20 protein-coding genes and 1 pseudogene are annotated in these 22,892 nt (G+C 48.0%); 11 read left to right on the top strand and 10 right to left on the bottom strand.

What is annotated here, in order from left to right:
- Positions 1-134: 134 nt before the first annotated feature.
- Together clpA and clpS are read right to left on the bottom strand one after the other, a co-directional pair.
- The gene (gene clpA / locus MJ769_RS00770) at positions 135-2,387 is read right to left on the bottom strand and encodes an ATP-dependent Clp protease ATP-binding subunit ClpA (RefSeq protein WP_239233938.1); all 2,253 of its coding nucleotides are present in this window, start codon (positions 2,385-2,387) and stop codon (positions 135-137) included.
- A gap of 3 nt (positions 2,388-2,390) precedes the next feature.
- Positions 2,391-2,699, bottom strand: a complete 309-nt coding sequence (gene clpS / locus MJ769_RS00765) for an ATP-dependent Clp protease adapter ClpS (protein WP_239233937.1) — start codon at positions 2,697-2,699, stop codon at positions 2,391-2,393.
- Between the two features lie 232 nt (positions 2,700-2,931).
- Between clpS and MJ769_RS00760 the strand changes: the two genes are divergently transcribed.
- A complete protein-coding gene (locus MJ769_RS00760; protein WP_239233936.1) occupies positions 2,932-3,135 on the top strand; it encodes a cold-shock protein in 204 nt (67 codons plus the stop codon).
- A gap of 227 nt (positions 3,136-3,362) precedes the next feature.
- On the opposite strand, the gene MJ769_RS00755 is transcribed toward MJ769_RS00760, so the two are convergent.
- Together MJ769_RS00755 and icd are read right to left on the bottom strand one after the other, a co-directional pair.
- Positions 3,363-6,659 (bottom strand): DEAD/DEAH box helicase, encoded by a 3,297-nt coding sequence (locus MJ769_RS00755; RefSeq protein WP_239233935.1) that lies wholly within the window; start codon positions 6,657-6,659, stop codon positions 3,363-3,365.
- A 273-nt stretch (positions 6,660-6,932) separates the two neighbouring features.
- On the bottom strand, positions 6,933-8,186 hold the full coding sequence (gene icd, locus MJ769_RS00750) for an NADP-dependent isocitrate dehydrogenase (RefSeq protein WP_239233934.1): 1,254 nt from the start codon (positions 8,184-8,186) through the stop codon (positions 6,933-6,935).
- A gap of 66 nt (positions 8,187-8,252) precedes the next feature.
- Between icd and MJ769_RS00745 the strand changes: the two genes are divergently transcribed.
- The 10 genes from MJ769_RS00745 to clsB all read left to right on the top strand — a co-directional run bounded on the left by MJ769_RS00745 (position 8,253) and on the right by clsB (position 16,037).
- The gene (locus tag MJ769_RS00745; RefSeq protein ID WP_239233939.1) at positions 8,253-8,795 is read left to right on the top strand and encodes a pseudouridine synthase; all 543 of its coding nucleotides are present in this window, start codon (positions 8,253-8,255) and stop codon (positions 8,793-8,795) included.
- 32 nt (positions 8,796-8,827) lie between these two features.
- Positions 8,828-9,091, top strand: a complete 264-nt coding sequence (locus tag MJ769_RS00740) for an FmdB family zinc ribbon protein (RefSeq protein ID WP_239233933.1) — start codon at positions 8,828-8,830, stop codon at positions 9,089-9,091.
- Positions 9,088-9,711: a DUF502 domain-containing protein gene (locus MJ769_RS00735; protein WP_239233932.1), complete on the top strand. Its 624-nt coding sequence runs from the start codon at positions 9,088-9,090 to the stop codon at positions 9,709-9,711. Before MJ769_RS00740 ends, MJ769_RS00735 begins: the two co-directional genes overlap by 4 nt.
- 21 nt (positions 9,712-9,732) lie before the next feature.
- Positions 9,733-11,535 carry an aspartate--tRNA ligase gene (gene aspS / locus MJ769_RS00730; RefSeq protein ID WP_239233931.1) on the top strand — a complete coding sequence of 601 codons (1,803 nt, stop codon included), beginning with the start codon at positions 9,733-9,735 and terminating at the stop codon, positions 11,533-11,535.
- Between the two features lie 124 nt (positions 11,536-11,659).
- Entirely contained in the window at positions 11,660-12,055 is a 396-nt protein-coding gene (locus MJ769_RS00725) for a ribonuclease domain-containing protein (protein WP_239233930.1), read from the top strand.
- Positions 11,967-12,452, top strand: a complete 486-nt coding sequence (locus MJ769_RS00720; protein WP_239233929.1) for a barstar family protein — start codon at positions 11,967-11,969, stop codon at positions 12,450-12,452. Before MJ769_RS00725 ends, MJ769_RS00720 begins: the two co-directional genes overlap by 89 nt.
- Positions 12,453-12,460: 8 nt before the next feature.
- Positions 12,461-12,904, top strand: coding sequence for a dihydroneopterin triphosphate diphosphatase (nudB, locus tag MJ769_RS00715; protein WP_239233928.1), 444 nt, complete (start codon positions 12,461-12,463; stop codon positions 12,902-12,904).
- 34 nt (positions 12,905-12,938) lie between these two features.
- Entirely contained in the window at positions 12,939-14,036 is a 1,098-nt protein-coding gene (nadA, locus tag MJ769_RS00710; RefSeq protein ID WP_239233927.1) for a quinolinate synthase NadA, read from the top strand.
- An 82-nt stretch (positions 14,037-14,118) separates the two neighbouring features.
- On the top strand, positions 14,119-14,871 hold the full coding sequence (locus MJ769_RS00705) for an endonuclease/exonuclease/phosphatase family protein (RefSeq protein ID WP_239233926.1): 753 nt from the start codon (positions 14,119-14,121) through the stop codon (positions 14,869-14,871).
- Entirely contained in the window at positions 14,868-16,037 is a 1,170-nt protein-coding gene (gene clsB, locus MJ769_RS00700; RefSeq protein ID WP_239233925.1) for a cardiolipin synthase ClsB, read from the top strand. The genes MJ769_RS00705 and clsB overlap by 4 nt, the downstream gene beginning before the upstream one ends.
- Before the next feature lie 340 nt (positions 16,038-16,377).
- Here clsB and MJ769_RS00695 read toward each other — a convergent pair whose 3' ends face one another.
- From MJ769_RS00695 to MJ769_RS00670, 6 genes and pseudogenes are all read right to left on the bottom strand, one after another.
- Positions 16,378-17,247 carry an energy transducer TonB gene (locus tag MJ769_RS00695; RefSeq protein WP_239233924.1) on the bottom strand — a complete coding sequence of 290 codons (870 nt, stop codon included), beginning with the start codon at positions 17,245-17,247 and terminating at the stop codon, positions 16,378-16,380.
- On the bottom strand, positions 17,241-19,100 hold the full coding sequence (locus MJ769_RS00690) for a ribonuclease catalytic domain-containing protein (RefSeq protein ID WP_239233923.1): 1,860 nt from the start codon (positions 19,098-19,100) through the stop codon (positions 17,241-17,243). Before MJ769_RS00690 ends, MJ769_RS00695 begins: the two co-directional genes overlap by 7 nt.
- A gap of 954 nt (positions 19,101-20,054) precedes the next feature.
- A pseudogene (locus MJ769_RS00685) lies at positions 20,055-20,321 on the bottom strand (transposase); the annotation flags it as partial.
- A gap of 133 nt (positions 20,322-20,454) precedes the next feature.
- Positions 20,455-20,907 (bottom strand): hypothetical protein, encoded by a 453-nt coding sequence (locus tag MJ769_RS00680; RefSeq protein WP_239233922.1) that lies wholly within the window; start codon positions 20,905-20,907, stop codon positions 20,455-20,457.
- A gap of 394 nt (positions 20,908-21,301) precedes the next feature.
- Positions 21,302-21,871: a YceI family protein gene (locus MJ769_RS00675; protein ID WP_239233921.1), complete on the bottom strand. Its 570-nt coding sequence runs from the start codon at positions 21,869-21,871 to the stop codon at positions 21,302-21,304.
- 443 nt (positions 21,872-22,314) lie between these two features.
- On the bottom strand, positions 22,315-22,812 hold the full coding sequence (locus MJ769_RS00670) for a TPM domain-containing protein (protein ID WP_239233920.1): 498 nt from the start codon (positions 22,810-22,812) through the stop codon (positions 22,315-22,317).
- Positions 22,813-22,892 lie beyond the last annotated feature (80 nt).

The raw sequence follows: 22,892 nt of genomic DNA, 5'->3' as shown, positions 1-22,892 counted from the left end.
ATTCAAATCGCTTTGGCGGGTAAGGCTCTTGAGGGATGGGGTGAGTAGTTACCAAAATGTTTTATATATAACCAAACTAATATGAGGTTGCTTGGCGAGTTAATGAATTATCAAGGTGATTAAGGTAATGAAAATTAGGCAACGGCAACTTCTTCCGTAAATTCCAGTTGTACCTTCTCGTCCTTATCTACGGTGACAATCACTTTGCCACCGTTGGATAGTTTACCGAACAATAATTCGTCAGCTAGCGCGCTACGTATAGTGTCTTGGATTAAACGCGCCATAGGGCGTGCTCCCATGTGTGGGTCAAAGCCAGTCTTCGCTAGGTAGTCTTTGAGCACGTCGGTGAAGATAACTTCAACTTTTTTCTCGTGTAGTTGTTCTTCGAGCTGCATCAGGAATTTGTCTACTACGAGTAAAATAACTTCTTTATCAAGCGCGGAGAATGAAATAGTGGCATCTAATCGATTACGGAATTCCGGGGTGAAAAGCCGCTTGATTTCGGCCGCTTCGTCACCGCTCATTCCGCTCTTGGTGAAACCTATTTGTACCTTACTTAACGCATCGGCGCCCGCATTGGTGGTCATAATAATCACCACGTTACGGAAATCCGCCTTGCGCCCGTTGTTGTCAGTGAGCGTGCCGTGATCCATCACTTGCAACAGAATATTAAAAATGTCCGGGTGTGCCTTCTCAATTTCGTCTAGTAGTAACACACAATGAGGTTGCTTGTTGATTGCTTCGGTGAGTAGGCCGCCCTGATCAAAACCGACATAGCCAGGTGGTGCACCAATAAGGCGCGATACGGCATGACGTTCCATATATTCAGACATGTCAAAGCGGTGTAGCGGCATGCCCATTGCAAAGGCAAGTTGACGGGCTACTTCGGTTTTACCCACACCGGTAGGGCCAGAAAATAAAAAGCTGCCAATGGGTTTTTGTGGATTGCCCAAGCCACTCCGGGACATTTTTATGGCGCGTGTCAGCACGTCAATAGCGGCATTCTGGCCGAACACAACGGATTTGAGGTCGCGATCCAGTGTTTTCAACAGATTGCGATCATCGGAAGAAACAGTTCGCGAGGGTACGCGCGCAATCTTAGCTATGATTTCCTCGATTTCATGCTTGCCGATAAGTTTTTTTTGCTTTGATTTTGGCAGTATGCGTTGAGCTGCACCGGCTTCATCTATCACGTCAATTGCTTTGTCAGGAAGATGTCTGTCATTGATGAAACGCGATGAAAGCTCGGCTGCGCTGGTAAGTGCAGCAGCGCTGTATTTGATGCCGTGATGAGCTTCGAAGCGAGACTTTAACCCTTTTAGAATCTCAATGGTCTGCTCAACTGAGGGTTCTGGTACATCTACTTTTTGGAAACGGCGCGATAGGGCATGATCTTTCTCGAAAATGCCACGATACTCTTGATAGGTAGTGGCGCCTATGCATTTAAGTGTGCCATTTGAAAGTGCAGGCTTGAGTAAGCTGGAAGCATCCATGGTGCCGCCCGAAGCTGCGCCAGCGCCTATCAATGTATGTATTTCGTCGATAAACAGAATGGCATGAGGCTCATCGGCTAACTCTTTGAGTACAGCTTTCAAGCGTTGCTCAAAGTCGCCGCGATACTTAGTGCCGGCCAGTAGTGCGCCCATATCTAATGCATATATATGAGCGTTTTTGAGAATTTCTGGCACGTTGTTTTCATTGATCCGGCGTGCCAAGCCTTCGGCGATAGCCGTCTTGCCGACACCAGCTTCACCGACGAGTAGTGGATTGTTCTTGCGGCGACGGCACAAGGTTTGAATAACTCGCGTCAGCTCGGTTTCGCGTCCAATTAGTGGGTCGATTTTGCCAGCCAAAGCTTGGGCGTTGAGATCAAGAGTAAAGTCGCACAGGGCGCTCTTCTGGTTCGATTCTTGATCTATTTCGGAGTCAGATGATTTCTGGGTACCTGATTGATCCGTTTTGTCGATTCCATGTGCGATATAGTTCGCTACATCCAGCCGAGTGATAGCACGTTGATTCAGGAAAAACACGGCATGAGAATCTTTTTCGCTAAACAGGGCAACCAGAATGTTGGCGCCGGAAACTTCTTTTTTGTTAGAAGACTGCACGTGTAAGATGGCGCGTTGGATGACTCGCTGGAAGCCAACAGTGGGCTGTGTGTCTACTTCGCTGTTACCGGGTGCTACCGGTGTATGAGTAGTAATAAAGTCGGTTAGTACTGCGCGCAACTCTTCAATATCTGCCCCGCAGGCGCGCAATACATGTGCCGCTGACGAATTATTCAGCATGGCAAGTAGTAGGTGCTCCACCGTGATAAATTGGAAGCGTTTCTGGCGTGCTTCAACGAAAGCCAAGTGTAGGCTGATTTCAAGTTCTTGCGCGATCATAATTTATGTTTCCTCTAATTCGCATCGTAGCGGATGTCCGTGCTGTTTGGCAAATGCCGATACCTGTGCCACCTTCGTTTCTGCGATATCTTTAGTATAGACTCCGCATATTGCTAATCCTTCATTATGAACTTTGAGCATCAATTGGACGGCCTGTTCACGGTTCATCGAAAAAAATGTTTGCAACACTTCAATGACAAAATCCATCGTTGTGAATTCATCGTTAAACAGCAGTACCTTATATAGTTTGGGTGGCTTTATCTTGCTCCGTTCTGGTTTCAGTAAGGATGTGTTTTCATATTTCGTTGCCATAGTTATTGTTGTTAGATTTATGTATAGCGGTATGTTCGATGATTCATGAGGTTTTTTCAAGTGCTTCTGAAAATATAGTGCATAAGTCTTGACGAAATCGCTCAAACAAGAGTAAAAAGCGCATGGGTGTTTGAATGCAATTTACCTACAGTACTGGTTTTGCCATGTACGCTCTTTGAATTCAAACAGTTTAACGGGGATCCACCCGGTTTTTTAGTTAAGGAAGTAAGACATGGCAAACGGTACCGTAAAATGGTTCAATGACGCAAAAGGATATGGTTTTATTACTCCGGATGATGGTAGCGAAGATTTATTTGCGCATTTTTCCGCAATTACTATGAGTGGCTTTAAGTCTCTTAAAGAAGGACAGCAAGTTACTTTTGATATTGTTCAAGGCCCTAAAGGTAAACAAGCTGCGAATATTCAGGCACCTTAAGTTAGCTTCTGGATAAATAAAAAAGCCCGCTTAAGCGGGCTTTTTTAAATCTGTTTTGTCATATAGCATTTGTTTATGGTGAGGTTACAGAAGTTGAGCGATCTTTGATTAACGCTAGAACGAATCTTCGCCCACGTATACCTCACTCATCCATCAAAGCGTGCGTTCATCATACCCATGAAGGCCAAAGATCCGGGAGATATAATCAATCTATTCGGTGGCCGAGTCTATATTGTTTGCAACGGTTCGAATAGCATTGCCAATTCTTCTGTAGATAGAGGAGCAATAGCCTCTCCGTTATCATTCAGAATGCTTTGCGCCAAGTCACGTTTTTTCCCTTGCATTGCAATAATTTTTTCTTCTACTGTGCTCTCAGTTATTAGCTTATATACAAAAACCGGGTTTTCCTGGCCTATGCGATGAGCGCGGTCAGTGGCCTGATTCTCTACCGCAGGGTTCCACCATGGATCGTAATGAATTACAGTATCGGCTGCGGTAAGATTCAGCCCAACACCGCCCGCTTTGAGACTAATCAGGAAAATGGGGACTTCTCCACTCTGAAAACGTTTTACTGGTGTGGCGCGATCGCGGGTATCTCCGGTAAGTTTGACAAAGGGTAAATTAAATTTGACAAGCTCCAATTCTATCAATGCCAACATAGAGGTAAATTGAGAGAACAACAGGATACTCCGTCCTTCTTCGACCATATCTGGCAGCAAGGACATAAGGAGCTCCAGCTTTGCTGAATGTGTTACCTGCTTAGCAGCAGGCAATTTAAGCAGACGGGGATCGCAACAGATTTGACGCAATTTAAGCAGCGCATCAAGAATAATAATATGACTGCGATTCATGCCCTTCTTATCGATTTCCAGACGTATTTTTTCATGCATAGCTACCCGGATAGTTTCGTATAAGTCGCGCTGAGCGCCGGATAGTTCGCAGGAGCGAATAATTTCTGTTTTGAGTGGTAACTCTTTGGCTACCTGTGCTTTAGTTCGGCGTAGCAGGAATGGAGCAATACGGCGTGAAAGCACCGCGCGACGGGTATTGTCACCTTGCTTTTCAATGGGTGTGCGGAACAGCTTGCGAAAATTTTTGTCATTGCCCAATAATCCTGGCAGGAGAAAATGAAATAGCGACCACAATTCGCCAAGGTGATTTTCTAAGGGTGTGCCAGTGAGTGCTAGCCTGTGGCGCGCTTTGATTTGATGAACAATTTGAGTGGCTTGCGACTTAGGATTTTTAATAATATGGGCTTCATCAAGGATTAGCAAATGAAATTCTTGCCCAATCAATACCTCTTTGTCGCGTGGTAGCAAGGGATAGGTGGTGAGCACCAAGTCATAAGCCCCGATAGCTTCGAAATGTTGTTTACGCAATTGTCCCTGCAATACCAATACGCGTAAATCCGGTGCAAAACGCTCTGTTTCCCGCAGCCAGTTAAACATCAGGCTGGTGGGTGCGACCACCAGGCTAGGGCAGTTCATGCGCCCGGATTCTTTTTCTACTAGAAGATGGGCTAAAGCCTGCACGGTTTTACCTAACCCCATGTCATCAGCTAGAATGCCAGCCAGTTCATATTCGCGCAAAAATTGCAGCCAGTTAAGCCCTTCTTGTTGATAGCCCCGCAAATTGGTCTTCAAGCCAGCTGGTGGCGCAATCAGCTGAATCCCATGAAAGTCGCGCAGTTTGCGTCCTAGTTCACGTAAACGCTCACCGCCCAGCCAGCGCAAACCCGCAACATCGTCTAGCTCTGCCAGGCGCCCCGCCTGAACCGCAGATAACTCGATTCGCTGCACATTATGCACTGTGTCCTTATCAAACAGCTCCACCATTACTGACAGGATATTTTGTATGCGGGAAATCGGTAACGTCACCAAGCGGCCATCAGCAAGGCGGGCTACGAGCGGCACATCTTCAGCGCTAAGCTGCGCTAGTGCCTGCGTGCTCATTTGTTCTGGGAACTGGCGAATCAAATCCAGCAAGACGGGTAGTAAGTTGACGGGCAGTCCGTCTACCTGAATACCCAGCTCGATGCTGAACCAGTCATTGTTACCACCATCCTCGTTGACAGTTGCGGTCCAGCCTTCAATCTCTGCGAAACGAAAATTGAAGCTTGGCTCCATTTCGATCTGCCAGCCAGAGGCTCGCAAATCGGGTAGGTTGACTAGGCAAAAGTTGATCCACTCTTTGTCATCCCCGCCCAGAATTAAAGAACCATTGTGTTTTTTATGTAATTCGGAAAAAATCGACAGATCAACAAAGAAAAACCCTAAACTGGCGAGTTCGCCGGAATAATTTTCTTCGGCGATGGTATCGCGGTCGATGCGCAACAGTTCATCACCACTACGCTGTGCTATTGACTTCTCGGCTGACATAGCGTCAATTCGCACGCCACCGTAGTCGAATTCAAGGCGCACCAAGTCGAGAGTTTTAGGCTCATCGTCGAAGTCATCTTTAAAATGGAAAGAGCCCAAAAAAGGCGGCGGATTTAAACCTACTGTATAAAAACGTAAATATGGAACAGGGTGTCGATCACTTACCTTTTTTTCTCGCAGAACCTGTGGCAGCTGAACCTTTACACCGGGTAGATTTTTTATCAATTCCTTGCCGACTTGGTCAGCCAGTGCCGATGGAATTGCTGGTGCAGTAAGCAGAGCGTAAGCAATTTCGTCGGGCAGGCCGATATCCAATTCGCCGCAGACCAATTCGATTTCATTGATATACCAAGGGGGGGAAAACGGTAGCACCTGTGATGGCGGTGTTGTTTCAACCTGTAGCCGCTGATTTCCCTGTGTGTCTATGGTCCAAACAGGCTGCGTGACGCATTTTTCACCAAGAGACAGAGGTATGGAATCAGATGTTTCCCAGAAACACCTGCCGGTGGTGATCATTTCTGACATCCACCGAGCACCCTGTGCACCAGCTAAATAGCCGCCCGTCGCACGTATCAAGTTTAATGCAGTGACGATTTCCTGGTCCCGCTCGGTAAAATAGTGTGGTGCCGCGCCGGTAACGAGGTTGGCTATGGAACTATGAAGCGTTTTTTTGCCAAACCCACCAGCCTTGAGCAATCGGACAGTGAAAAATGTTACATCCACTTTCTCTGGCTTACTCTCACCTAATGTTAAGACGTACAGTAAACGCTGCGACACGTTTAGTGGTAAATAATCGCGGCCTAGTGTCGGTATGACTGCGCGCGACATGTCATTTAGCCAGATAGAAATTTCATCGGGCAAGCCCATAACATTTGGCGATGGTTTCTCAGATGGCGCAGGAACCTCAAGCGGGGATTCAGCTTGAGCCTTGATCAGCGTTGCTACAACATGCTTACAGTTGTAGCCTACCGGGCAACTGCACTCCCCGTTGACAAAGACATGACCTCCCAGCTGCGCATGCAAAAGGATATTGACTTGATAGTGATTTTTATTTGAACCTGCGACAAGTGCGGTAACCAAGTCGCCATTTGGGCTGATATTTAGCGCCGTGATTCTGTTCTCAAGATAATATTGACGTCCACGCATCAGATATGCGGACGAAAAAGATGAGTCTAGGTCAACGGATGAAACGAAAGAATGCACTTTATTCTAGAGCCTTGCAGTTAAAAACACCGTTCTCAGCTGATTTATATTAGAGGGTAACCGCCAAAGATAAGCTCTTGATCACGCCCAGCCAGCTAGCCGGGCATCTCTAAAAATTGTCAAAATCTACTCTCACTCGGCAAATTTTCGCGATGACTCTCCAAGTCCGACAGGCTGCTAGTAATTTGAATTTTTAGAGGCGCCCCACTATTATAGTTACATGTTTTTAACGATTGCTTCGCCAAATGCAGAGCACGATATTTGTTGTGATCCTTGGGTCAGCCGTGCGAAATCATAGGTGACGGTCTTGGCGGCGATTGCCCCGTTCATGCCCTTGATAATTAGATCGGCGGCTTCCGGCCAACCAATATGTCGCAGCATCATTTCAGCTGAGAGTATCAATGAACCAGGATTGACGTAATCTTTGCCAGCATATTTCGGTGCGGTGCCGTGGGTGGCTTCAAACATGGCAATACTATCCGACAAATTGGCACCCGGCGCGATACCAATCCCACCAACCTCTGCTGCCAGAGCATCAGATATATAGTCGCCGTTGAGATTCAAGGTGGCGATAACGTCAGACTCTTCAGGACGCAACAAAATTTGTTGTAAAAAAGCATCAGCAATTACATCTTTAATGATAATGCCTCCGCTTCCATATTTTTCAGGCAGTTTTAGCCATGGCCCACCGTCAATGTCTACCCCACCGAACTCTCGCTTGGCGAGTTCGTAGCCCCATTTTTTGAAGCCGCCTTCCGTGAACTTCATGATGTTGCCCTTATGCACCAGGGTGACAGACTTGCGCTTATGATCTATAGCGTACTGGATGGCGCGACGAATTAAACGTTCACTGCCTTCGATAGATACCGGTTTGATGCCGATAGCAGAGGTTTCTGGGAAACGGATTTTCGTCACACCCATTTCATTTTGTAAAAAATGGATTATTTTTTTAGCTTCTGGTGAACCTGATTCCCATTCGATCCCCGCATAAATATCTTCTGTGTTTTCTCTGAAGATCACCATATCTACTTTTTCTGGTGCTGTCACAGGAGTAGGAACGCCCTTGAACCAGCGAATTGGGCGCAGGCATAGATATAGGTCAAGAATTTGGCGCAACGCCACATTGAGCGAGCGCATGCCACCGGAAGTAGGAGTAGTCAGCGGGCCTTTAATAGACACAACATAGTCGCGCACTGCTTCTACCGTCTCATCCGGCAGCCACGTATCGTTACCATAGACAGTTACCGCTTTTTCGCCCGCATATACTTCCATCCATGCAACTTGGCGTTTACCATGGTAAGCCTTGGTGACCGCTTCATCCACCACGCGTCGCATGACAGGGGTGATATCCACGCCTATACCGTCACCTTCAATAAAAGGAATAATGGGTTGATCTGGTACATTCAGTGTGAGGTCATTGTTGACGGTAATTTTCTGGCCTTGAGACGGTATTTTGATGTGTTGGGTCATGTATTTTCTCATCCCCGATGAAAAGCTTGGGGTAATATGGATCGATTTAGTGAGTGGGAATATCGGATGAGCCGCATCCTGTTGTTCAACAAACCTTATGGTGTGATCTGTCAGTTTAGCCGTGACGGCTTGCATCCAACGCTGGCAGATTATATCGCGGTTCCCGACTTCTATCCAGCGGGACGGCTGGATGCTGATAGTGAAGGCTTGCTGTTGCTCACTGATGACGGTTTGTTGCAGCACCACATTACCGATCCACTTTACAAGCTAGCCAAAACTTATTGGGTGCAAGTAGAAGGTAAGCCAAGCGAGATGGCACTAGCGCAATTACGGAATGGGGTAAAGCTGCCTGATTTTGTTACGTTACCTGCTATGGCAAGGCTGATGGAAGAGCCGGTAAATTTATGGCGGCGAATTCCTCCGATCCGCGAGCGTAAAAATAAACCAACCAGTTGGCTGGAAATGATTATTCGCGAGGGTAAAAATCGTCAGGTACGCCGCATGACAGCTGCGGTTGGTTACCCTACCTTGCGCTTGATCCGTTACCGGATTGGAGAGTGGACATTGGATGGGTTGGACTCAGGCATCTGGCGTAATGCTGCGGTATAATGCACGCCTTTTTGAATCCATAGGAGGAGGCCATGCCTATTTACGAATATCGTTGCAGCAGTTGTGGTGCGCAAAAAGATGTCTTGCAAAAGATCAGCGATGCGCCGTTGACCGTATGTGCTACATGTGGCAAACCTACATTCAGCAAGCAACTTTCAGCTGCTGGCTTTCAACTCAAAGGAAGTGGCTGGTACGCTACGGATTTTAAGAATTCGGGCAGCAAGCCCGAAACTAAAGCGGAGCCAGCTGCTAAAGCCGTTAATCCTGTTACGCCGACTGCGGGTGGCAACGGGTGAAAAAGTATTTGCTCACCGGACTATTGGTGTGGGTTCCACTTGGCATTACCATCTGGGTTCTGGATCTGACGATTAGCACGCTAGACCAGAGCCTGCTGCTACTGCCAGTGAATTGGTATCCAGATAAACTCCTCGGTATTCACATTCCCGGTTTGGGCGTAATTCTCACCGTGGTGATTGTGCTCGGTACCGGTTTGCTGGTGCACAATGTTCTCGGACAGCGTTTATTGCGCTACTGGGAAGGTCTGCTACGCCGCATTCCTGTGGTAAGTAGTATTTACCACAGCGTGAAACAGGTTAGCGATACGCTATTATCCAGTAATGGACTTGCTTTTCGTAAGGTACTGCTGGTGCGCTTTCCGCACCCCGAGGCATGGTCGTTGGCATTCCAGACCACTATTCCGGGTGAGGTAGCGCAACAACTTAAAGATGAGTATGTGGGGGTATTTATTCCCACTGCTCCCAGCCCTGTAAATGGGTTTTATTTCTACGTGCGCCGTGCTGATACCCTCGAAATTAATATTAGCGTGGATATGGCTCTGAAATCCATTGTTTCAATGGGCGTAGTGGCCACCCCCGTGATCTATTACCCGCCACAACATGATGTACCTCCCGATTGATTAGATTAACTTATTAAAAATATGCGAACTCATTACTGCGGACACCTTAACGTTTCAAATCTTGGCCAAGTTGTTACTTTGTGTGGCTGGGCACACCGTCGCCGTGACCACGGCGGGGTGATTTTTATTGATCTTCGTGACCGCGAGGGGCTGGCACAAGTGGTATGTGGCCCGGACCGTGCTGACATGTTCAAAATTGCTGAATCGGTGCGCAGCGAATTTGTACTGTGTATCAGCGGTCGCGTGCGCCGTCGCCCGGAAGGCAGTTCCAACAGCAACCTTGGTAGTGGCGAGATCGAAATTCTATGCCATGAAATCGAAGTGCTGAATGCCGCGCTCACGCCGCCGTTCCAATTGGATGACGAAAATCTGTCGGAAAACGTGCGGCTGACACACCGCGTGATTGACCTAAGGCGTCCGCAGATGCAGAAAAATTTGATGCTGCGTTACAAGACAGCAATGGCGTTCCGTCGTTTCCTGGATGTAAAGGGTTTCATCGATATCGAAACGCCGATGCTGACCAAATCCACACCGGAAGGTGCGCGCGACTATCTGGTGCCATCGCGCGTTCATGCAGGCGAGTTTTTTGCGTTACCGCAATCGCCGCAGCTATTCAAGCAGCTGCTCATGGTGGCAGGTTTCGACCGTTACTATCAAATTACTAAATGTTTCCGCGACGAAGATTTGCGCGCAGATCGCCAACCGGAATTTACTCAAGTGGACGTTGAGACATCATTCCTGAGTGAAGAGCAGATTATGATGCTGATGGAGGAAATGCTTCGTACCGTATTCAAAGAGGTGTTGGGTACCGTTTTGCCCAATCCGTTTCCGCGTATTTCTCACGCTGAGGCGATGGCGCGTTTCGGTTCAGACAAGCCCGATTTGAGAGTGACACTGGAAATTACCGATGTCACTGATGCGGTAAAAGGTGTTGCATTTAAGGTGTTTTCTGCTCCTGCCAATCAAGCTAACGGGCGCGTAGCAGCCTTGCGTGTGCCGGGTGGTGGCTCATTTACGCGCGGCGAAATAGATGAGTACACCAAATTCGTTGGTATCTACGGTGCACGCGGCTTGGCCTATATTAAAGTCAATGACGTGACTCAGTTGAACGAATCTGGTCTGCAATCGCCTATTGTGAAGAACCTGAATGAAGACGCGCTAAAAGATATCATAGCTCGCACTGGTGCACAGAATGGCGACTTGATTTTCTTCGGAGCGGACAAAGCCAAGGTGGTAAATGACGCGTTAGGCGCGTTACGTACCAAGATTGGCCATGAAAAAAAATATGTCAGTGGCGCAGCCTGGACCCCGCTATGGGTGGTTGATTTTCCCATGTTTGAATACGATGATGAGGCCAAACGTTGGGATGCCTGCCATCACCCTTTCACTGCACCCAAGGACGAGCACCTTCACCTGTTGGAAAGCGAACCCGGACGTTGCCTAGCGAAAGCATACGACATTGTCTTGAATGGTTGGGAACTCGGCGGCGGCTCGGTGCGTATTCATAAGGAAGAAACTCAGTCATTAGTATTCCGCGCGCTCAACATCGGTGCAGAAGAGGCGCAATTGAAATTTGGCTTCCTGCTCGATGCATTGCAATATGGCGCGCCACCGCATGGCGGATTGGCCTTCGGCCTGGATCGCATCGTTACGCTAATGAGCGGTTCGGAATCGATCCGTGACGTGATTGCTTTCCCCAAGACCCAGCGCGCGCAGTGTTTGTTAACACAAGCGCCTAGTGCTGTTGACGAAAAACAACTAAACGAGCTGCATATTCGTTTACGTCAGAAAGTGCAAACGACGGTGGAAGTGACGAAGGAATAGAGTGGCAGTGTAATGTGCTTAAAATTTGTAAAAAACACCTGCATGTGCGTTCTATATCGCAATATTGAGAGATAGCAGGAATGAATTTAGCATGCTGCATGGACATGTAGTGGAGACTAATAAGATGAGCATGGTTAGTGCACGGTTCATCCTGCATTCTTTATTTTTCTTGTTTGCAATAGTACTGGCACTGGTTTCAATACAAACTTATGCTTATGCATTGGGGTCATCTAATGACCGTGACATGCCTGTTATTGCTGCGTCTGCGTTACCGCTGGAAGGGCGTGAAACCCTGCATCTCATTAAGCAGGGTGGCCCATTTTTATATGCACGTGACGGTATGATATTCAGTAATTTCGAAAAACGCTTACCCAAGCGCGAGCGAGGCTATTACCATGAGTATACGGTAAAAACGCCTGGAGTGCGTAATCGTGGCGCACGGCGCATTGTCTGTGGCCAACCTGTTGAGTGTTATTACAGCGCAGACCATTACCGGACTTTTCGGCGCATCATTGAATAATATGGATAACTTGTCGCTATGCTTAAAAGATGTGAAAGAGGCAGGTGCATACCGACTGAATTGTCGCTTGGACGAGTTGTATGCAGCAGTAGCTGGGGCAGGTTACGTCTTGTTCGAGATTGATTTGGCTGAGATAGAGGGCAAGGAGACTTTTATCGCTGCCATCGCTCAAGTAGTCCATGCGCCGGATTGGTTTGGAAGCAATTGGGATGCGCTGGCCGATACATTGAGTGATTTTTCTTGGCAACCCGCTTTCGGTTATGTGCTGCTGTTGCGTAACGATAATGGCACACTCGGGATGACTGCCGAGGATCACAATATTGTTATGGAAATTTTTGTTGAGACGATAGCTTTCTGGAAATCGCAAGATAAACCATTCTGGGTTTTTTTCTGCTAGCGCTATCTATGCAATATAAATTACCAATTTCGGTATTAGTGGTGATTTATACCTCGGATTTTGAAGTGTTGCTTCTGGAACGCGCTGACCACCCAGGCTTTTGGCAATCAGTTACCGGCAGCCAGGATGAAGGTGAGTCTTTGTGCGAGACAGCTGTGCGTGAAGTGTTCGAGGAGACTGGCTTGGATGCCAATCACTATACTTTGGTGGACTGGCAAGCCAAAAATATCTATGAAATTTATGCCAACTGGCAGCATCGCTATGCGCCCGGTACTAGGCACAACACTGAGCATGTATTTGGATTGGAATTACCCCGCGTGCTTCCTGTCCAATTATCACCACGGGAACATCTCAGCTATCAATGGTTGCCTTGGCAGGAAGCTGCGGGGCTGGTGTTTTCGCCAAGCAACCGAGAAGCGATTTTGCAGTTGCCTCAAAAAGCTGAGGGCTGAAACCGTCCATACATAGTGAACGAAAGATTTTCAAATGAAGGAAGTTGAAAAGCAGGATGGCATGATATCGATTGCCTACGAGCATCCCGGTTGTGCCACTTCGACAGCTTGGGCGAAGAAGCCGCGTGAACCGGAGCCCGGTGAAAAAGCTATGCTGATCGAGCGCATCAAACGATTGTTAAAAGAACAGGATGCGGTACTGGTGGCGCATTATTACGTGCATCCGGACTTGCAGGACTTGGCCGATGCCACAGGTGGCTGTGTATCTGACTCCCTTGATATGGCCAATTTCGGCCATCAGCATCCGGCGCAAACGTTAGCGGTGGCGGGGGTGCGTTTCATGGGTGAAACAGCGAAAATCCTCAACCCGGAAAAGCGAGTGTTAATGCCTGATCTGGATGCCAACTGTTCGCTTGACCTTGGTTGTCCGGTGGACGAGTTTACTGCCTTCTGCGATGCACATCCGGATCGCACCGTGGTGGTATATGCCAATACCAGTGCGGCGGTGAAGGCACGCGCCGACTGGGTGGTAACCAGCTCTATCGCGTTGCCTATCGTTAAACATCTTAAGGAACAGGGGCAGAAAATATTGTGGGCACCGGATCGCCATCTTGGCAATTATATTCAGCAACAAAGTGGTGCCGACATGTTGTTGTGGCAAGGCACCTGTGTGGTGCATGACGAGTTCAAGGCCAAGGAGTTGGCTGAACTCAAGGTACAACACCCGGATGCCAAGGTGCTAGTGCATCCTGAATCCCCTTCGGCAATCATCCAGCTTGCTGATGTGGTGGGTTCCACCACGCAGCTCATTAAGGCAACGCAGAGTTTGACTACGAACAAATTTATTGTTGCGACCGATAACGGTATCCTGCACAGGATGAAAACTTTATCGCCTGATAAGGTGTTTCTCGAAGCACCTACGGCTGGAGAGGGCGCGACTTGCACTAGCTGTAATCACTGTCCGTGGATGGCGATGAACGGGTTGTTAAATCTCGTTGAAGTGTTGGAAAGAGGGAAAAATGAGATCTATGTTGATCCGGAAATCGGCCGTCATGCCAAGGTATCTATCGAACGTATGCTGAATTTCGCGCGTCAAATCGACCTTCCAACTCGAGGCATAGGTAACGCTTGACGGATGGTTGCAGCTAACAACAAGCTCATTGCGTATATTGTAATGATATGTGGTCTGCTGATGCGGTATTGATGAAGCACTTATGACCACACTGAACATCGTCACCTATAACATTCACAAGGGTTTGTCTCATTTCAACCAGCGCATTGTGCTGCACGAATTGCGAGAGCGCTTGCGCGAGCTCAACGCCGACATCGTATTCCTGCAGGAAGTGCAGGGCGAGAACAGCCGCGATGGTCGGCATCTTCATGGCTTCTCCACTTCACCGCAACATGAGTTTCTGGCTGACCAGATATGGCCGCATCATGCATATGGAAAGAACTCCGTATATATAGGCGGGCATCACGGAAATGCCCTCTTAAGTCGTCACTCAATTGTGGAGTGGGATAATCTGGATATCTCCGCGCATCGCTTCGAGAGTCGAGGCCTGCTACATTGTGTAATTGACCTGCCAACAACCGATCAGAGGGGAGTCAACCAGCCACTGCATTGCATTTGTGTACATTTCGGTTTATTCAAACGCGGCCGCAGAGTGCAATTAAATGCGCTGATTGAGCGCATCAAGCAAATGGTACCGGAGGATGCGCGACTTATTGTCGCGGGTGATTTCAATGACTGGCGTAACAATGCCAGCCGTCTGTTAGCACATGAATTGCAATTGCATGAGGTATTTGAGGCAAATCTTGGCCGGCCGGCACGCAGTTTTCCTGCGGGCATACCATTGTTGTGTATGGATCGCATTTATGTGCGCGGGTTGGAGGTTCTGGGCTGTGAGGTGCATGCGTGGAGAAAAATTTCTGACCATGTTGCGCTGTCCACTACTCTCACACTATGAGTAGTACGCATCTGGTTGATGGCCATATTCTGACTCTGTTGCGCAACGGTGAGGAATATTTTCCGCGTCTGGTTAAAGCGATAGACGCCGCGACCCGCACGGTTTATCTGGAGACATATATATATGCCGCCGACACCTGCGGTCGTCAGATCTCGCAGGCATTGCAGCGCGCGGCCAAGCGTGGCGTGATGGCGCGTTTGCTGCTGGATGGTTTCGGCTCGGCCGAATTGCCGGATGAGTGGGTGAACGAGCTGCGTGGGGCGGGTGTAGAGGTGTTGTGGTATCGTCCGGAAATCGCGCGCTTCAGCTTGCGCCGCCACCGTCTGCGCCGTTTGCACCGCAAACTGGCGCTGGTAGATGAGCGTATCGCCTTTGTAAGCGGCATCAATATTATTAATGATGTGCCAGGTGGTCAGATTATAGCGCCGCGTTTGGATTACTCGGTTGAGATACTGGGAGCAACAACAGAGCAAATTCACTTCGTAATGCGGCGTTTGTGGACGCTGGTATCGTGGATAAATTTTCGGCGGCAACGCGAACGCGTAAAACTGCTGACTGCGTACAAGAATACCGAGCAACACAAAGTGGCATTCGTGTTGCGCGATAACTTGCGTCATCGCCGCGCCATTGAACACGCTTATCTCAAAGCTATTGCCAGTGCGCGGCGAGAAATTATCATCGCCAACGCCTATTTTCTGCCTGGACAGCGTTTCCGCCATGCTTTGTTAGATGCGGCAAAGCGCGGAGTGCGAATTGTGTTGCTGTTGCAAGGACAGATGGAATACCGCCTGCAGCACTTTGCTACACGTGCGCTTTATGACGAGTTACTGCGAGCAGGCATGGAAATTCACGAGTACCACGCAAGTTTTATGCACGCCAAGGTGGCAGTGGTAGATGGCTATTGGGCAACCGTAGGTTCATCCAATATAGATCCATTCAGTCTATGGTTGGCGCGCGAGGCTAACCTGGTAATTCGCGATGCAGGGTTTGCTGAATCATTGCGTGCAGATTTGCTGCAAGAGATTGCACACAGCGCAAAGCTGGTTTCTCCTTCTGCGTGGCGCGAGCGCGGTGTATGGATGCATTTTTTGATGCGCATTAGCTATACACTGGTACGTTTATTGACCGGCATAATTGGTTACGCACGCCAACAGGATAATATTTAGCCGCTATCTGTCTGGTAGATTGCTTGGTCTGGTGCAAACCGCTAAAACTCAAACGTACACATCTACGTGAATGTACAACGTGCGATAACCCTGCTCAACAAAGTTATCCATGTTCATGGATAGTAGAATGTGACCACAAGTGCGGTGTCTTGCCAAGCGCAGCATCCGACACCTGTCATTAATTGGCAAAGTGTTGCACTTCGAACTTGAATCCGCTGGTAATTTTCTTATTTTTGGTTAATGAAAATTTTTCGGCTATATCGATTTTGCAATATAAGCCAGAGGGCAGGCAAGGACATCGCGAAGCGGAAACTTGAAATTATATTTTAAAGGAGGTCTGTCATTCACTTTGCAGAGTGTCGGCTGAGGTAAATGTCCAAGTGCGCGTGATAGTAAGAATGTCAGTGTCTTTGCGGATGCCTGGCGGAAGTGGGGAGAAAGGCGCAGCCAGTTTTACGATACGCCGTGCCGCTGCGTCCAAAATGGGCTGTCGGGATGAGCGACTCACCTCCACGTTTTCCAAGCTGCCGTCTGCACGGATGGAAACGCTGAGTTGCAGTTTGCCGTAAATATTTTTCTGACGCGCGGCTTGGGGATAGTTCATGTTTCCTATGCGTTCTACTTTGATGCGCCAGTCTTCAATGTATTGTGCGAAGCGGTATTCTTGGGTGCGTGCACCAATAAATTTCCGCCGTGGCAATTTTTGATAAGCATCAAAATTCTTGCTGATCTGTGCTTCCAGACGCGCGATCTCCAGCCTGCGTTGCACTATGTCCAAGTTATTCGCACTATCACTGGCCTTTTGTTGTTGTTCTTCTTGTCCTTGGGTTTTTAGTTGCGGTACGCTGTGAGTGCTTCTGGCCGCCTGCGCCAGAAGCAGTTTGACCCCTTGCTCGAGCTGCTGCACGCGTTGTGCGGATTGCTCAGGTGTGAATTGTTTGTCATCGTTCAATGCAGGCATAGGACTTTTTGCGCGGCGATTTTCAGGTGTATTACCACCGCCGTCAAGGTTGTGTTGCGCCAAGGCATCTGCCTTAACAGGGCGTGATTTTGATTTACTGTTTACCAGTACCACTTGCAGCGGTTGCATGAAATTAGTAACTTTGCGTGGGTCGGGCAAGACGAAGCCAATGCCAAACAGCATGAAAGCATGCAGCACGAGCGAGAATGCTAAGGCAATTGCGATTGGCTGTTTGAACAGTACTAGCAAGCGGTGGCCTCCTCCGCTACCGAGGATATAAAGCGAGCATTGAAATTCAGGTCGAGTAGGTCAATTTCGTCTATTTCCAGGATTACACGCGTGTTAGGCGATAATTCCGGTAATGATGGAACGCGGCAAATCAGCGGGATATGCACGAGCTTTACCAGGTTTTCGCGTAACACCAGCGCTTCGGCCTGTTGAATATTTTCTTGTACCAACCAGCGTAAACACCAGTAGCGTTCCATATTGCGTTGGAATTCGTTGTAAAGTGCGTAGGCAACCTCGAAATCGCGCAAAATAGCGAACAGTGCTGTGTCATTTTTAGTGTAGGCGGGTGGTTCTTCTCGCAACAGGCTGATAAGCTGGCGCTGGTTGACTAAGTCTATGTAGCGGCGCAGCGGTGAACTTGACCACATATACTGTGCCACGCCCAACCCTTGATGTGGCGCCGGCACGGTACTCATCTTTACCTTGCCATTGCTTTGCGTGCGGTAAATGCCCGCAACGTCGTGAGTTGCAAGCAACTTGCCCCATTCCGAGTTAACGAAAATCATCAGCTCTGACACCACCTTGTCAATGGGTGACCCACGTTGCCGAGTACTGATGCTGACGCGATCATTTTCCACGTGAAAATTGTAATCCACCTGCTGGATACTATTTTCGGTAGATTTGCCGCGCGTTGCTTCCAGCTTTTTCGCTAAATTCCATAAAAGCGTGAGCTCTGCCGCAAAGAGAAAATCCTGCTTGCCAGCTGCCAGTGTATCCTCGTTAAATAACGGTTCCAGCGTATCATGGCGCAGGTTGGCGGCGATATGAATGCGCTCAATGCGGCTTTCCGTGCCGAGCACGGCCAAGGTTTCGGCATCGACTTCGATATACATGGAGAGCGACGGGCAAACCTTGTCGGCACTAAGGGTAAATGTCTGCACCACGCTGTCTGGTAACATGGTGATCTTGTCTCCTGGCAGATATACCGTGGACATGCGCTGCATCGCGATGTCGTCACCTGTAGATCCGGGTACTATGCCCAATGAAGGGGCCGCTATGTGTACACCGATACGCCAATTGCCATTGGCAAGCTCTCTAACCGAAAAGGCATCGTCGATTTCTGTGGTGGTCGCATCGTCGATGCTAAATGCAGTATCCTCTGCAAGTGGCAAGTCGGACCAGACAGTCAGATTGACCTCTGAAAAATCAGTTCCATGCGGGAAATTTTCAAACAAGAAGCGTTGCAAATGATAAGCATACGTGGAAGGAATTGCTCCACAGCGCTGCAGCAAGTGAGCGGCCGATAAGTGAATTGCAGCGCAGGCGGCCTCCAGTGCTTTTACCTCGATGGTGTTGCGATCCGGTTTGTACAGCAGATGTGATAACTTGTCTGTAAATTCAGGTGGTAAGGTGAAAGCGATCAGCTCGTTGGTGTAACGCGCTTGCAAGGCAGCTTGCAGACGTTTTTTTTCAGCGCTGGCTAGCGCCGATTTAAGGGCATCGGGTGGTGCAGCCTTGTAGCGGCCTTTGCCTTTTTTGTAAAAGTGCATTGGCGAGGAATGCAGGCGAATCAAGGTACCCGCCGCTTCGGTTGGATTGGGCACGTGGCCAAAATACTCACTGGCCAACTCACTAAAGTCGAAATCTTCCGGTGAGCTGCACTCCCACAAAAATTCCACGTCTATGTCTGCTGCGATGCCTTCCGCCTGCGTCATAAATTCAATCAGCCCCGGTTGGGTAAAACGTAACAGCACGTTGGCTGCTTTGATCTTACTACGTTTACCGTGCGTGCTTTCTACTTGCAGCGAAGTTGTGTTGTCAATAAGTATCGAGCCGACCTTGAAAGCGCCGTCTTCTTCGTAAAAAACGTTCATAGGGAATGTGGCGAAAAAAATGGCGCAATTATACCCCAGCGCTGATCATGGCCTAGAATTTCACTTTAGAGGTGCCCATCAGTAACGAACGTCAATTGAGCATTGATCTTGCCAGAACCAGCAGATGCAGATAGATAGCGGCTCTATATGAAATGAGCGGAAATCAACGTCCTCCGCAGTAGAAATAAATCCAATAGTCCTGAAAGTCTGAGAACTAATCAAATATTATTGTCACCACCACTTAAGGGCACCTCTAAAAATCCAATTTTCGTCACAATACTGCGTTACGAGAAAAAAATTATCGCTTACATATCAAATATATGCCGCGCTCAAATTTTTTACTCGCGCCTTGTCTTGTCTAGAAAATTGAATTTTTAGAGGCGCCCTTAAATGGAATTTCTGTCAGCAACACCACCTTATCTATTGCACCTGTGGGGCATAGCCAATCCATTTGAGTTTTTTACAATTGAGGCAATAAAGGAGGCAATTTTGAATCACGAGACTACAACCAGATAATCAGTTTGGGTAAAAGCTTAATGCCAGAGAGACACTTGGAATTTGAACCCCTTGTCCCGCAAGTACTCAGCAGAATAGCTGGTTGTTAATTGGCGTCTACCCTGTTAGCGCTAAGTGAAAATGTCCGCTTTCTCCAAAGTAGAAATGTCCGCTATTTGTCAAAAAAAGCTCTGTCTTCATGGTTGTAAGCGCGGAAGTGCTGCACTTACAACCACTCGGTAGCATATAGCCTTTGCGCCGAGTAAAGGGTTCGCTTCGCCGTGCTAAAGCCCGCCCTTGACACGGCTACAAGGCTTGGGGAAGTGCCCCCCAACTAGCGGACATTTCTATTTGGCGCTAACAATTGCGAACGTCAGAAGGCCTCAATTCCAGCCCGCTTCAGATAAGTCAGACGCTTGAGGTTGTAGCTGGCCGCTATCATGGTCATGGCAAATTCGCCCGTGCCTGACCGATAGTGCGAATCAGTTTGCCGCCCATCTGTTCATCCGAGAGGTTGTTGCACCGCTTCAGAAACAAAATGCGCACCATCGTCTCGGTAGGGAACGGTGGGCGACCACCTTGCAAGCTCTCCGGCCTAGGCGCTAGCCGATCCACTTCTTTTGCTAGCGCAACAAAATCGACATGCTCTTCAAATGCCAGGAGCGGATCGCCCAGACGGTCTATCTTCTCCCGCCTCTGGTCGGCGGCAAACAGGTCTTTCTTGATCGCTTGATCGCTCTACGGAGTTTCATCGGCATTGGTAGGACTCGAGTTCAGACAGGTGAATTTTATCAAAAGAGCTTCAAAAAAGGGGTTTTCGAGGTGCTCTTTATATTTACGGAAGTTTCTTCAGGGCGACTTAGTTCCTCCTGTCATGGACACCACCATTGTTTCTGCCATGACCGCCATAATTACCACCATCGTTCCTATAATAGTTCCTGTTTTGGACACCTCTCCCATTGCCGTGGGAGTGACGGTGAGCACGATAGCTAGGAACATAAACATTGTTATACCAATCACTCCGAACGAAGTAGACTGGCTGTCCACAGGCACCATATCTTCGGCAGTGCTGGCGCCAGTTTTTTCGGTGATTTGGGGGTACGCGCAGATACATCGGTTGAACCGCCATACCCATAGGCACTGGTTGAACTATGATAGGTGCTCGATAGATTAACTGAGGTGTTGGATAGTTGCCAATATCGATTTGACCATAAAAACCGGGCTGGCCAAGACTAATCGACATTCCGACATTAGCAGCTAATACTGGAGCAGCAATAATGATGAGCACCGCTGAAAATAAAAAACGTTTCATTTGAGACTCCTTTTTTCGTTAGCGATCTTATCCCAACGCGATATCACGATGAACCGTTGACATTTATAGCAGCTGCTGTCGGGCGAATAGCTTTAAACAGAACAGGAATAAGGGCACCTCTAAAAATTCAAGTTTCTAGACAAGACAAGGCGAGAGTAAAAAATTTAAGCGCAGCATATATCTGATATGTATGCGAAAATTTTTTACTCTCAACGCTGAATTGTGACGAAAACTGGATTTGTAGAGGTGCCCATAATTGTTTTAATCTCTCCAGGTTCAATTCTCCGCCCCTTGAGGCGAAGGCTGACTGAAGCCGGCATCTTAGAAGTGTGCTTTATTTTTGTGATACATCCTTTTCACCATTTCTTCTCTGTAGCATGTACAAATTTAAAGACTAGTTTTTATACGCTTCCACTTCAAACACCATCTTTATATCATCCCCCACGTTAGGCAGACCAAATTTCATGCCGAAATCTGAGCGTTTAATCTGTGCGGCAGCATCCGCGCCACATAACTCTTTTTTATTCATCGGGTGATTGCCGCACTTGAAGGAAAGAATGGTGAGCTTTACCGGTTTTGTTACACCGAGCAGAGTCAGATTACCTTCTACACTGACAGGCGTATCACCCTTGAATGTTACTGCATTTGATTTATAGGTAAGCGTGGGAAATTCGGCGACATTAAAGAAATCCGGTGAACGTAGATGGGCATCGCGCTTTTCATAACCAGTGGTAAGTGAAGCCGCTTCAATGGTGACATCTATCGAGCCACTCTTTGCAGCACGATTTAAAGTTATGTTGCCGCTACTTTTATCGAAACGACCTTGCATAGTGGAAAAACCCAAATGACTGACACTGAAATGTGCGAAGGTATGTTGAGAATCGATAGTATAAGAATCTGCAGCATGGGCAGCAAATGGCAAACTGACCAACAATAATCCGGCAATGATATTTTGTTTCAGCATTTGGTTCTCCTTTGTATTAGAAACAGTGGAACAGGCCACACGGTAAGTTTAAATATTACGACAGCAACACACACCTAACAGCGACTACGAAAAAATTCTACCACTCAGCTAATTATGAAACAATCATTTGATACATTTGTTTACAATTTTTAACCTGCCCTAAATAAATAGCTTGTGAACCAAACCTGTTGAACAATGGTAACTAATCAAACTCGCTCTGACGATCACCCACACAGATATAGTAGCGCGAGCATCGGTCTGCCTATAAGCTGAAATTCAGCAGATTAATTTCAGCGAACCGAAAGACTGGACACCGAGCCCCACGTAGCGAAGCGGCGCTAAACGATTTGCTGATGGAAATATTAGGGATGATAAGCGCAGTACATGCCTTAGAAATTGAAAAAAACAGCAGTCACTTGTAGCAATGCATGCTTATCTTCTGATTATAGTAGCACTGGTTTATCTGGCAGCTCATTCACTGAGGTAGATTTTTTCGGGAAATACTGCTGTAAATGGCTACTTACAGAATGAATGCCCTTAATTACTCCAGCTTCAAAGTTGCCCAGCTGAAATGCCGATTCCATTTCAAGACAAATTTCTTCCCAGCCAGCCTTTCCAAGCTTCGTGTGTATGCCACGGTCAGCGACAATTTCCACGTCACGATCGGCGAGCAGCAAATAAATCAACACTCCATTATTGTGCTCGGTGTCCCACACTCTCAATTGAGAAAATATATCAATAGCCCGCTCACTTGCAGTCTGGTTGCGCCAGAGAGCAGCGAAATCGAGCGATGCTTCAACTGCAAAGCGAACTTGTCCGGCATGTTTGGCCTCGGCTTCACGAATTGCCTGCTCAATGGCATGCAGCGAATGTGCAGGGAAGGCAGTCTTGACTGCCATGCTGCCAGTAATTAAATGCTTAATGATGCGCTGAATAACCATTCACCATCGCCCCGATGCGCCACCGCCGCCAAAACCACCACCTCCGCCACCAAACCCACCTCCGCCAAATCCTCCGTGAC

It is taken from the genome of Candidatus Nitrotoga sp. BS (assembly GCF_927797785.1).
Taxonomy (GTDB): Bacteria; Pseudomonadota; Gammaproteobacteria; order Burkholderiales; family Gallionellaceae; genus Nitrotoga.
Note: the sequence above shows the minus strand (reverse complement) of the source record. Positions and strands in the feature narration are given on the sequence as shown.